Annotated in this window: 6 protein-coding genes; 4 read left to right on the plus strand and 2 right to left on the minus strand. The window is 60.1% G+C overall.

What is annotated here, in order from left to right:
* Positions 1-132: 132 nt before the first annotated feature.
* On the plus strand, positions 133-3378 hold the full coding sequence (locus tag FFS60_RS27700; protein WP_218570623.1) for an FG-GAP-like repeat-containing protein: 3246 nt from the start codon (positions 133-135) through the stop codon (positions 3376-3378).
* Between the two features lie 228 nt (positions 3379-3606).
* Here the strand turns inward: FFS60_RS27700 and FFS60_RS27705 are convergent, their stop codons facing one another.
* On the minus strand, positions 3607-7077 hold the full coding sequence (locus tag FFS60_RS27705; protein WP_137823797.1) for an ATP-binding protein: 3471 nt from the start codon (positions 7075-7077) through the stop codon (positions 3607-3609).
* A 102-nt stretch (positions 7078-7179) separates the two neighbouring features.
* Positions 7180-10050, minus strand: coding sequence for an ATP-binding protein (locus tag FFS60_RS27710; RefSeq protein WP_171016594.1), 2871 nt, complete (start codon positions 10048-10050; stop codon positions 7180-7182).
* Positions 10051-10206: 156 nt separating this feature from the next.
* Here FFS60_RS27710 and FFS60_RS28815 point away from each other — a divergent pair, with 156 nt between their 5' ends.
* The 3 genes from FFS60_RS28815 to FFS60_RS27720 form a co-directional block, all read left to right on the plus strand.
* Entirely contained in the window at positions 10207-10578 is a 372-nt protein-coding gene (locus FFS60_RS28815; RefSeq protein WP_171016595.1) for a hypothetical protein, read from the plus strand.
* Between the two features lie 347 nt (positions 10579-10925).
* Positions 10926-11585, plus strand: coding sequence for a response regulator transcription factor (locus tag FFS60_RS27715; RefSeq protein WP_137823799.1), 660 nt, complete (start codon positions 10926-10928; stop codon positions 11583-11585).
* Between the two features lie 383 nt (positions 11586-11968).
* On the plus strand, positions 11969-13457 hold a 1489-nt coding region (locus FFS60_RS27720), incomplete at its 3' end, for an Ig-like domain-containing protein (protein ID WP_256658170.1).

The raw sequence follows: 13457 nt of genomic DNA on the forward strand, positions 1-13457 counted from the left end.
GCAGGTTTGTCGACTGCTAGGCTTATCCACAATTGCCGAGGTGAAAATCGGCAAGCCGCCCTGGGTCATTTTTCAATCGGCAGGGTGGGTCAATTTTCAATCAGCGCCGACACTGACGATACATCGCCCCTGTTGCAAGGTCGTGTTACCGGCTTGCAGTCGGGCGATGAAGTTCATATTTACGAAGGTCAACACTACCTTGGTAAAGCCCATGTCAACGGCGGTGCATGGACATATCAGCTATCTGGCTTGGGCAGTGATACTTATAACTACCGCGCCGTGATTGTTGACCGCGCAGGTAACCTCGGCGAAGCCTCGGACACCTTCAGCATCGTCGTTGACCTGGCGGCTCCGGTGGGCACCCCCAGCATTACGCAGGCCTATGACGATGTCGGTCTTGACCAGGGCTGGCTGAAGAGCGGCGCCAGAACCGACGACACTCAGCCTCAATTGAAAGGTCAGGCGGAACCTGATGGCATCGTACACATCTACCTGAACGGCATTAAGATTGGTGCAACTACGGCCAATGCCACAGGAGCCTGGACGTTCGACCTGCAGCAGGCTAACCACACGCTGGATGTTGGAAAGAATATCTTCACAGCCAGAAACGTGAGCATCACCGGAACCGAGAGCGTTGACTCCCTGCCCTTCACCCTGACGGTCGAAGGCACGTCCAGCGGTGCCGGCGCCATTGCCTATGGCGGTCTGGGCTACGAAGTTGCAAACGCAGGCGACTTCAACGGCGATGGCATCGATGACTTCATCGTTACCGCTCCGGCCACCCAGTATGGCAATGAGCAGAAGTACAAGTCAGCCGCATACATTGTGTATGGCACCGAGAACGGCCTGCCTGAGTTCAAGGCGGGCATCGATAAGATGACCGCGGATCAAGGCATCAAAATCGATGGCTCCAAACTTACCCTCGGCGACTACAAGAACACCGGTATTCACGCGCGTGGTGCCGGTGACTTCAACGGCGACGGTTATGACGACATCATCATCGGTTCGCACTTTGAAGATGGCGCCCATATTATCTATGGTCGTGGCGACGGCCCCGCCTCGATTCAACTACAAACCAAATACGATCCCAAAGTCTCCACCGAAGCCACACGTATTGGCTGGGGCTCCGGCTGGACTGCCGCAGACATCGCCTGGTCCGATGTCAACGCTGATGGCTACGCCGATGCCATTATCAGCGACTCGGATCAAAACAAGGTTTACGTCATCTATGGTGACAAGGATGCACAGGCCATCTTCGGTGGCCGAAACATCGACATGGTAGGCGACAAGCTGAACTTCTACGGTTCCACGGAACTTCCGTCGGGCTCGTACAGCGTCATCAATGAAAACAAACTGGATGGCCATACCAGTTTTGGCGATCACCTGAACTCTGTAGGCGATGTCAACGGTGACGGCCTTGACGATTTCGTCGTGACGTATCCGATAGCCAGCAGCGCAGATGGCAAAACATATGCCGGTAGCGCATTCCTGTTGTTTGGTCAGCAAGGCGGTTTCGACAAGACCTGGACAATTGACAACTACGCACAACGTGGCATTCGCCTGAATGGTTCTGAATATGGTGAGCTGCTTGGTGATGTCATCCTGGACTATACCGCCGAAGGTCATGGCGGACACCGTTATGGCACCATGAATACCGTGTCCACATTGGGTGATATCAACGGCGACGGTGTAGCTGACTTCATCATCGGCTCTCCGGACTGGGGTGACGCCGCCGTGGATGGCAACGCGCCTGGTCGCGCCTACGTTGTCTTTGGCAAAAAGGGCGACGTGCAGAACTGGTCCGACATTAACCTGGGCGAATTGAATGGGCGCGATGGCTTCATTCTGCAAGCCAAGGGCATGGGTAATGCACAGCTCGGCAATGGTGTCATGGGTGGATTCGACTTCAACGGCGATGGCGTCGATGACTTCCTGGTGGGCGCACCGAACGCAACCGTAGACGGCAAAGGAAACGCTGGCGCCTCTTACCTGGTGTTTGGCCAGAAAGACGGTGTCTTCAACTCCACTGTCGACCTCGATCAATTGGTAGCAGAAGGTAAAGCCGTCAAGTGGAGCGGTAACAACGGCGATCGCATGGGGACAAACCATGCCATGGGCGACTGGAACGGCGACGGCATTGCCGATATCGCTATTCCGTCCTGGATGGCAGACCCCAATGGCAAGGTCAACTCCGGTAGCTACACGATTCAATATGGCGAAACCGCGCAACTGACTCACAAGTTCACCAGCGGCAATGACGCAATCGTCGGTCGTGAAAACGCCGTAGACCGTATTGCTGGCGGAATGGGTAACGACACCATCACTGGCGTTGGTGTGAATGACGTCGTGTATGGCGGCAGCGGCAATGACACAATTGCCCTTGATTCCCGAGCGCTGAAGCGCGTTGACAGTAACGGCAAAATCACTGTCGATAGCTCAACCCTCTTTACACGCATTGACGGTGGTCTGGGTATCGACACCCTGATCCTGACCGGCAGCGACAAAGTGCTGAACATCGGTGTCCTGGGTGAACGACTGCGCGGCATTGAGAAGTTTGATCTTGGCAGCGCTAATAACGTTCTGCAGATCACTCAAGGTGATGTCGTGCGTTTGGGTAAAATCGGCCTGGTCACCGACAGCGGCAAAGTCCAGCTGCAGGTAGACGGTAGCGGCCAAACTTCGGTTGAGCTGCTGAAGCAGAACAGCACGCAGAAATGGGTACACAGCGGTGTCCATGGCGGTGGAAATGGCAAGGTTTATGATGTGTATACCGATGCCGCCAACACCCTGGAAATCTTTGTACCGCAGCATTCGGCCACGTTGTCGAATGCTGTCAGCACTGATGCGTTCAACATGGAACCGACCACAGAAGAAGCCCACAACAACCTGTGGATGCTGTTTGATGATGAGTCCAGCTCGGGCATCTTGCTGAGCAATGAGTCGCTGACCTCGGTACGAGGTGGCAGCGGTGATGATGTGATTGGCTTGGCCACTACGACCTTCACGTCCATCAACGGCGGCGACGGTATTGATACCTTGCTCATCGATGCAAAACAGATGTCCCTGGACATGGACACACTGATCGATCGCATCAGCAGCATCGAGAAAATTGACTTGGGCCAGGGAAATGGCAATACCCTGAAACTGAGTGCCAGCGCACTGGATGAACTGGGGCAATCCAGCAATCTGAATGCCAATGGCAAGGCTCAGGTAGTAATCAACGGTGACGATACCAACAGTCTGCAACTGCTGGTTGGCCCGAACGAGTCTTGGGTCGAGACCGGGACTGTTGAACAGGGCGGTGTAATCTATGACATGTATGTCACGGGTCTCACCGAGCTGCTCGTTGAACAGAACATCAACGTGAGCCTGGTCTAACGACCGACCGTTTCCTCTCTCGTCTGAGAAGGGAAGCGGCGAACGATGTAGACATTCACCCCCCTCCTTCATGGGTTACTCATTTGAGTAACCCTTTTTTTTAGATTCTTCGCGGATTCAGAGGGAAGAGTGAGTTGTGCAGACCACTCCACCGGGAGGTGGAGCGACAGCCACCTACCTTTCCATGCTGGACATACCGGGAAGCCAGGAGGCTTCCCGGTGCCCGCCTCAACGTCCCCCCATCCGCTGGAGCGCCTCGCACAGGTGCCGAACCTCTCCGGCCACCTGCCCGCCCGCACCGGCCGTCGCCAGCTCGACCAACCTGCCGATCAGTGATTCGACATCCTTCGGTGCGCGCAGGACCGCATACTCCAGGGTCTCGCAGAACGATTCGATAGAAGCCGCCGCCCCCAGGCAGCCAAGCTGCCGTACCTGCTCGTCCAGCTCAGCCGCCTGCTGAGCAAGCTGCTCCAGCTGGAACACACCAAAAGCACCTCTGAGCGAATGCAGCTCCCGAAGCACCGCCTCGGCATCACGCTTGTACAACGCTTGTCGGATCGCACCATGGGATTCGGCACAAGCCTTCTCGAAGGCGATCTGCACATCGGGTGGAAGGGCCAACCCGCCCAGCCAGCCAGGCTTCACCGGCGCCATGAGAGGCCGATCCGCTAGCGGGATCGGCACGCTCATTCCGTTGTCCGTCTCCCCGTTCGTACCGCAGGTTTCCCGCAGAGCCCTTGCCAGCGCCTCAAGTGACAGGGGCTTGGTCAGGACTTGCGCCACGCCCGCCTCCTGGCAACGCTCCCGCTCTCGCAGGGTGACGTGAGCGGTGGCGGCCACCACCGGCATTCGCGGCCACCGTTCACGCGCCAGCCTGGCCAGGGCGTAACCGTCCAGGCCCGGCATGGACAGATCGGTGAGCAGGAGGTCGAAGCGCTCCCGTTCCAGCTGTGCCAGGGCCTGCTCGCCGTCTTCCACCATCAACGGGTCGCAGCCGAGCAATTGCAGCTGCTCCTCGAACAGGCGTCGGTTCACCGGATTGTCTTCCGCCACCAGAACCCGCAATTGCTTGGGAAGCTCCCATTGCGGCGCTACGCGAGTCGGCAACGGCTGGCCATGCAACGCATGCTGTAGGGCGCAAGCCAGGCCCTTCAATCCGTGGACCGAAGCACTCAGTACCCGCCCTGCCGCCGTCGGCTCGCGAGGTCCCTCTGCACTGCAGTCGATAACCCAAGCAGCCTGCTCCACGAGGCGGTTCTCATCCTCCGCGCACCAGGTCATGCGTTCCCCCCAAAGCACCAGTGCATCGGCCGTGGCCAAGCTCCCTTCGTCCAGCTGTGCCGGGTGCTGGTAGCCCTTCAGCTGAAGACCCCAGGTGAGCAATACCCGCTCCAGGTAAGCGCGCTGTTCAGGCATCGCGGCCAGCAGCAGGACTCGCTCACCGTCGAATACCGGGCACTCGCCTGGCGCGAGCCCCGGCTCCAATGGCAAGGAGAAGCGGAACAGACTGCCCTGCCCCGCTTCGCTGCGCACCGACATTTCTCCCCCCATGGCCTGAGTCAGCCGCTGGCACAGGGTCAAGCCCAACCCGGTGCCACCATAGCGCCGGTTGATGGACTCGTCGGCCTGGCTGAACGGACGGAAAATCTGTTGCAGCTGAATTTCGGACATGCCGATGCCCGAGTCTTCGACTTCCAGCACGACTCGCGATGCCGCGGTGTCCACGCGGATCCGCAGCGTCACCTGGCCTTGGTCAGTGAACTTGATGGCATTGGACAAGAGATTGTTCAGCACCTGCCCCAAGCGAGTCGGATCGCCCAGCATCGGCTGGGTGGCGGTATCGCCCAGTTCGCCGTGAAGCATCAGGCCCTTGACCCTGGCCGTCGGCGTGAAGATGGCAAGGCTGCGCGAGGCCACGTCGAGCACATCGAACTCGATGCGCTCCAGACGCAGTTCGCCCGCCTCGATCTTCGAGAAATCCAGCACGTCACTGACGATCGCCAGCAGGCTGTCCGAAGAGCGGCGAATAGTGTCGAGGCGGTCCCGCTGGAAGTCGAGCGCAGAATGGGCCAGCAATTCCAGGTTGCCGAGGATGGCATTGAGCGGTGTACGAATCTCGTGGCTCATCGCCGCCAGGAACGATGACTTCGCCGCGTTGGCCCTGTCAGCTGCGATCTTGGCCTCGAGCAAGGACTGCTCCAGGCGCTTCTTGTCGGTGATGTCGATGAACGCGGCCACGAGTGCATCCCGATCCTGGTAGCGGACGGGCGCCATGCTGACTGAAAGGTTCAGTACCTCGCCGTCGAGCGCAACGAAGGTCAGGTCTTCGTGCAGCGATTCGGGTTGGGCACCTGGCAACACCGTGGCGACGTACTGACGGTATCGACGCGCGAGTTGGTCCGGAAGATAGCACTCCTGCTCGCTTACACGATCCTGCATCACCTGCATCGCCGGGCTGCGCAGCAAGACCTCGCCGCTCTCCACAACGAGCAGGGCGAGCCCGACCGGTGCGGTCTGAATCAGGGTGCGGCTGAGCTGTTCGCTCTCGAACACCCGCTGAGACTGGCGTACCGCGGGCGCCAGTACACGACGCTTGATGAGGAGCAGGAATACCCAGGTGATCAGGATCAGGGTGGCGGCCGTCAGGATCGGCACCAGGAGCTGCAGGCCCAGGCCGTCGGCGAGTTCACGCCAGCCCAGGGTGTACACGAGCGTCCAGCCGCTCTGCCCCAGCGCCCATCCGTAGAGAACCTGCCCCCCCTGGTAGTCACGCCGGTAAGCGCGCCCCAGTCCATTGTCCAGGGCCTTCCGGGCGAGCTCCAGCCGTTCGGTTTCCGGTGAGCCAGATGAACTGACCATCAACTGACCGGCGCCATCGAAAATCATGTAGTCGGCACTGACACCGGACTCGGACAGCTGTCTCTTCACGCTGTCCACCGGGAGTTCATACACCACGTTGCCGAACGCCTTACCGGTCGCATCACGAACGGGCGTGGCTGTCCGAAGGACATATTTCCCGGTCAACGGGCTTTCGTAGGGCGGAAGCCAATGGAGCTCCGCCTCCGAGCGCCGTGCCGTTGCCTCAGGCGCATCCTTGACGTGATCCAGCCCAACGGTGAGCCGTTCAAGAAGGGGGCCTCGCTGGGAAACGAGTCCGCGCTGCCAGGCATCTCCCGGCCACGGCACCTCCGATACCAGGAGGTAACGCTTGTCGTTGCTGTAGAGATAGATGCTGTGCTCAGCCGTGCTTCGCTCCCGGGTGATAGATACCAGGGGCGACAGGCGAGCGGCCAACTGCAGGTAGGGCCAGGCATCCTCCGGCGCGTTTTCCGTGGACGCCCCCATCACCAGGAGTGGGTGGGCATCCGCTGTCGCCTGCACACGAAGTGCATGGTCGCCGAGCTGGAATTCCCTCAACAATCGCGTGTCCACAGAATCAGCGGCCCTGAGGGCCAGCTCGATGCTCTGCACGTTGTTGCGCATATTCGCCGTGATGCGCGTCTTGAAGTCCCCCAGTTGACGGGCATCGAGCGAAACCTCGTCCTGCAACTTGTCCAGGTGACCACGTGTGACGGCCCATATTTCCAGCAAGCAGGTGAGCAGAACAGCCAGGGTGATCAACAGACCACCGCCCCCGACTATCAGGTACTGGTGGCGACGTAGTCGCTGGAGCACGTCATCCTGAGAAAGGGTTGCCATGGTGGGATCCAGCCCGAGAAATCAAATGATTGCGATTGAATCAATCACGCTCCCCAAACACCATAGCTGGAATGATCACTTCTCCCTTGCTCGCCCTCCTCTCTAGGGGCAAGGAACATCTTCCTGGCTCTGCGTCAGTTCATCCTCCAGCGCTCCCAGAGTGGCCTCTAGGCAGGCCGCCGCGGCAGACTCACCGGCCTTGAGCCGCACCTCGATTTCTGCAAGCCGACGGGAAGCCTCGGGGTATCGATACACCCCCAGCGCGCCCTTCAGCGCGTGCAGTTCATGCAGAAGCGAAGCCTGGTCCCCCTCAACCAGCGCTTGACGAAGCCGCGCAAAGGCCTTGATGCAGAATCGCCTGAAGGTGTGCAGCATATCGGACGGTAGATCCCTTCCCCCCAGCAACCCGCCGTCACTCGAGGACGCAGGTGCCGTTGCCCCCTCCACCATCCCACACACCTCACGCAGCGCCCTCTCCAACACGGCCAGGGAAAGCGGCTTGGTCACCACCCTCGCGATGCCGACTGCCCGGCAGCGCTCCTGCTCCAGCGGTGTGACGTGAGCGGTAGCCGCCACTATCGGCAACAGCGGCCAGCGTTCGCGGGCCTGCCTGGCGAGCGCGTAGCCATCCAGTACGGGCATGGACAGGTCGGTCAGCAGGACGTCGAACGACGCTCGCTCCAGGCAGGCCAACGCCTGCGCGCCATCCTCGACCATCGATACGCGGCACCCCAACAGCTGCAATTGCTCCTCGAAGAGACGGCGGTTCACCGGGTTGTCTTCGGCCACCAGCACGCTCAGCTCGCCGGGCAACGTCGGACGCGACGCCCCGCTCTCCTGCAGGCGCTCGCCCTGCAGGATGAAACGCAAGGCACGGGCCAGCCCCCGGGGACCGCAGGTGGAAGCACTCAGTAGTCGGCCAAATGCCAAGGGCTCGACCGGCCCATCGGCACTGCAATCGATGATCCAGTCTGCAGTCTCCACCAGGCGGTTCTCGTCATCGACGTGCCAGGTCTCACGACTCCCCCAAATAACCAGAATGGGTTTTCTGGCGAAGATCTCGTCCCCGATCTGCGCAGGATGCTGAAAAGTTTCCACCTTTAACCCCCAACCACGCAGCAACCCCGCCAGATACGCTCGGCAAGCAGGGGCCTCGGCCAGCACCAGGACGGATTGGCCGTTGAAATCCGGGCAATCGACCATAGCGGTGGGGTTGCCCAGCGGGATGGAAAAGCGGAAAGCACTTCCCTTACCCAGAACGCTATGCACTGACAGCTCCCCTCCCAAGGCCTCGACCAGGCGCTGGCACAAGGTCAGGCCCAAGCCCGTACCGCCATAACGCCGGTTGATGGTGGCATCGGTCTGGCTGAATGCACGAAACGCCTGCTGGACCTGGGCTTCGGACATGCCGATCCCGGTATCCTCGACCTCGATATGCAACTGACCGGAAGCGTCCACCGCCATGCGCAATGTCACCTGTCCCCGCTCGGTGAACTTGATGGCATTCGACAGTAGATTGTTGAGCACCTGCCCAAGGCGTGTCGGATCGCCCAGCATCGGCTGAGTGGCGGTATCACCCAGTTCGCCAAACAGCGTGAGGCCCTTTGATTTGGCTATCGGCGTGAAGATGGCCAAGGCGCCAGAAGCCACTTCCAGGGCATCGAATTCGATGTGCTCCAGACTGAGTTCACCGGCCTCGATCTTGGAGAAATCGAGCACGTCGCTGACGATGGCCATCAGGCTGTCCGAGGAGCGGCGGATGGTTTCCAGACGATCGCGCTGGGAGTCCTCGGCGGAAAGGGCCAGCAACTCCAGATTGCCGAGGATCGCATTCAGCGGTGTGCGGATTTCATGGCTCATCGCCGCAAGGAACGACGACTTCGCCGCGTTGGCCTTGTCGGCGGCATCCCGGGCCTCCAGCAAGTGCTGCTCCAAGCGCTTCTTCTCGGTTATGTCGGTGAAGGCCACCACCAGGGCGTCGCGCGCCCTGTAGCGCACCGGCGCCATGCTCACCGCCAGGCTCACCGTCAGACCATCATGGGTGTCGAAGCTCAGGTCCAGTTGCACCAGCGGCGCCTTGCACCGCTGGAAGTGACCGAGAAGCACTGCTGGAAGGCTCTGTCCGCCAAGGCGGACCCGCGCCTGCAACTGCGTCATCGCCGCGCTCTGCAGCAATGGCTCAGCATTTTTGGCATCCAGCAGCCCCAATCCGACCGGCGCAGTTTCGATCAGCGTGCGGCTGAGCTGTTCGCTCTCGAAGACTTGCAGGGAGCGGTTGATCAGGGGGCGGATGATTCGCAGCTTGAAGTAGAGCAGGCAGCTCCAGATAAGCACCACGATTCCCAGAGCCATCAAGGCCTCCAGCCCCACCGGCCATCCCATCACAGTGATGAAGTCTCGCCAGGAATACCGGAACACCAGCAACCAGCCAGTGTCGCCTAGGGTGTCCGCGATAGACAGCACACCACCCTCGAAGTGCTCCACGCGCCCGTGCTCGGCTTGCAGCAGTAACGCCTTGCGGCTCGCCTCATCGAGATCATCAACCCGGGAATACTCGGACTCGGTGGCGCTGATGATCTCAGCGCGTTCCGTCAGGATCGTGTAGGCACCACGCGCCACGCCTGGCATGAATGACTCCGACAGCCGAGGCAGGGAATACTCCATCACCAAGGCCGCAAACGGCGCGCCTCGATCCAGTATAGGGCCGGCAATCCGTAGCACCCTTTGCCCGGTGTATGGGTTGGTGTGGGGCGGCAGCCAGTAAAGCGGTTTTTGTCCGGCGAACACTTCCTTCGATACAGGCCAGAAAATGCGCTGGTCCACATCCCGCGTCAGCAGGTGCATGAAGCGATCCCGCTCAACGGCGATACGCTCTCGCACCTCTTGATCGGGGGCGGGGATGATCCCCGCGATATTGTGCCGCAAGCTGTAGAAGTAGCTGGACGACACATCGCCCTTCACCAGCCGGTCCACGGAGGTCGCCCGCCCCACCTGCAGGGCGAGGCTGAAAAATCGTCCCAGGTCCTCTTCGGCGACCCACTCGTTGCCGGTGCCAAATACCCATTGGGGGCGAAGTTCGGGAGAGGATTCCAGCAACAACTGTCGGCCCTGAGTGCGGTAGTGGTGGGCATGGGACTTATCGAAAGGCACGCCATCTCGCCAGATGATCTCGGCCCCCAGGAGAGCGGTCCGAAAGGAGTCCTCACGCGCATCGATCTCCTTGAGCAGTACCGCCTGCTCGGCATTGAAGGCCTGGCGCAGGGATTCAAGATGTCCGAGCAAGGCCGTTCGCGCCTCGATGATGAACATCAGCAAGACCATCGACGTCGTGAGCGTACCGCCGCCAAATACCAGCAAGCGTTGATAGCGGCGGAAACGACTGAGGGTCTGAAGTTGGGGAGTGGGCACAGGGCGCTTACGGACCGCCCAGCGGCCCGCCTCATGAGAAAGCTTCGATTATGCGTCGGGGAGTTCGGCGGAAAAGTCGCCCAGGAGCGATAGCAAACTTGTCCGACTGGATGGCGGCAAAAACTCGGACTAGAACGACTCTTGCACAGTGAAGTCGACAGTTTTCGATCTCGACTGAATTGTGCGACCACAAGGTATGCACGCCGATCACACAACGCCGCCCCATTCACGACCTGAATCGTCAAGGCTGGGCCAGCGACACATGCCACCATGCGCACTCGATCCGGTTTCCCATGCACCACCGAAACCTGTCCCGCCAAGGCCCATGGGGCAGTATGCGAGGGTGTCAGCCAAGTCCTTCTTGCAAAGACCGATTCTCCGGAGTTCGGCCTTCAGCTAGATTGACTGCACGAGTCTTTACCGACGGTAGGCGTTCCCTCATGAAAATCCGACTCTTGCTCGCGGATGACCATCCCGCACTGCTTTCCGGCCTGAAGCACGAACTCAGTGCCATCCCGACCCTTGAAATCCTCGGCACAGCCGCCGACTCAGGCGCGCTGGTCGAAATACTGCAGAGCCATACCTGCGACGTCCTGGTTACCGACTACGTGATGCCCGGCGGACAGTATGGAGACGGCATGGGACTGTTGTCGTACCTGAGGCGAACTTATCCGCAGCTGAAGATCGTGGTCTTTACCACCATGGAAAACCCGGCCTTGACTCAGGAAATGGCCAAACTCGGGGTCAATGCCCTGCTAGGCAAGACCCAACACACCAACCAACTGATTTCGGCGATCCATGCCGTCTACGCGGGTTCAAACTATTTCCCTTCCGATGACGTCGCCCTCGGACGATCCGGGATTACCCAGAACCCCGCTTCGAACCTGGCGCTAACCAAGCGCGAGTTCGAAGTCGTGCGTCTCTATGTCTCCGGTCTCTCGATCAACGAGATCGCCGAGCAACTGCACCGCACCAAGCAGACCATCAGCTCGCAGAAGGCCAGCGCCATGCGCAAGCTGGGCATCAGCCGCGACGCCGAACTTTTCCGGTTCGCTTTCGAATCCGGCATGGCCTCATCTCCCGCCCTTACGCAACAGTGACCCAGTCCGGCCTGGCGTGAACACGCTTCCCGACTCAGGCCGGCCACGACGCCAACGACTCCGCAGCCCTACCAGCGTCTCTTTTCGAGACACCGATCGCCCCTGCACGCCACTTTAGTACCCGACTACCAACCGCGGCACCCAATTCAGACTCCGTCAGAAAGATTGAATATTTCTGCGCCGGTTAAATATGCAGCCAAGGAAGGGTGTACCTGGAATGTCTCCGGCGGCACCACGCCTTGCTGCTCGAAATCACCGAACTCATCAGTCGAATCACTTCGAGCCTGTCATCCATGCGCAGAGCATCAGCTTCCCGGAATCCGTGAAGTCTTGAAGCGAATGCGCACTGTCAAAAGCTCAAAGTAAATTGGGAAAAACGCTATATGGCAACGCAGACAATTCAGCTCTTGCTAGTGGACGGCAAGGAAGTCCGGCAGGAGTTGCCTTTGGTCAAAGGCATTAAGGGCAATGCCCCAAAAATCAAGGCCACACCCGATGGCAAGTTCATCCTGGCGGACAAGGAAACAGGTCTTGCACCGGAGAACATCACCGTTCGCCGAGTAGGTAAGAACCTGCATGTTTTCCTGGAAGGCGAGCCGTTTGACCAGCCCACGGTCATCATCGAGGACTTCTTCGAGTATAACTGCGAGCTCGTCGGCATGGCCGAGGGCGGCGAGTACTATGCGTACGTATCTTCCAATGGTGACGACGACTTCGCAGGGGCCCTCGCCCTGCAGGACGGTGAGTCTTCGGCGCTGGTCCTGGGCGGCGACATGGTCGCAGGCGACGTGGATCGCACGGCGTTCGGCCTCCTGCCCTGGATCGTCGGCGGCGCCCTCGGCGCCGGCGCCGGCGTGGGCGCTGTCAACAGCAACAAGAGCAGCGGCAGCAAACCCGCGCCTGCCCCCACAAATCCGGCACCAGAGCCCAGCACTCCCGCCCCGGTCCTGAAGTATGTGCTCGACAACGAAGGCACCATCCAGGGCGTGATCCCATCCGGCAGCAAGACCGACGACACCACCCCCACCTTCGCTGGTACCGGGCAAGTTCCCGGCAACGTCATCAGCATCTACGACAACGGCAAGAAGATCGGCGAAACCAAAGTCGCCCAGGATGGCTCCTGGTCGTTCACGCCCAGCGAACCGCTGGCCGAAGGTGAGCACAGCATCACCTTCGTCGAGCGTGGCGCCGACGGCCGCGACAGCGAGGCTTCGAAACCGTTCGAATTCATCGTCGACACCACTGCACCCGAAGCATCGCCCATCGGCGGTGTCCTCGATGACGTGGGCGTCAAAACCGGTCAACTGAATCCCGGCGAAAGCACCGACGACCAACGTCCCACCCTCTCCGGCAAGACCGAAGGGAACGCCGTGGTCGAGATCTACGACAATGGCAAGAAGATCGGCGAAACCCGCACCGATGCGGAAGGCAACTGGTCCTTCACGCCAAAGGATCCGCTGGAAGAAGGCGAGCACAGCCTCACTACCCGCGTGATCGATGAAGCCGGCAACGTTTCCGAACCCTCTGATTCCTGGGACCTGGTGATCGATATCACCCCGCCTGCGCTTCCAGAAAACCCCATCGCCGAGATCATCGACAACCAAGGCGACACCCATGGCCCGATCGAACAGGGCGGCGTCACCGACGACACCACCCCGACCATCAAGGGCAACGGCAATCCGGGCGACACCATCATCATCATCGACAACGGCACCAAGATCGGTGAAGTCGAAGTCGGCGAAGATGGTACCTGGGAGTTCACCCCGGAAACCGAACTGGGCGATGGCGACCACGGCATCAGCGTGATCATCCAGGACCCGGCCGGCAACCAGTCCGAGCCCTCCGATGAGTGGGTCATCACCGTCGATACCC

The organism is Pseudomonas sp. D(2018), from assembly GCF_005502555.1.
GTDB classification, from domain to species: domain Bacteria; phylum Pseudomonadota; class Gammaproteobacteria; order Pseudomonadales; family Pseudomonadaceae; genus Metapseudomonas; species Metapseudomonas resinovorans.

Bases quoted from the DNA above. Each gene is read 5' to 3' on its own strand.
- FFS60_RS27705 (WP_137823797.1), bottom strand. From the start codon at position 7,077: ATGGCAACCCTTTCTCAGGATGACGTGCTCCAGCGACTACGTCGCCAC.
- FFS60_RS28815 (WP_171016595.1), top strand. From the start codon at position 10,207: ATGGGACTTATCGAAAGGCACGCCATCTCGCCAGATGATCTCGGCCCC.
- FFS60_RS27715 (WP_137823799.1), top strand. From the start codon at position 10,926: ATGAAAATCCGACTCTTGCTCGCGGATGACCATCCCGCACTGCTTTCC.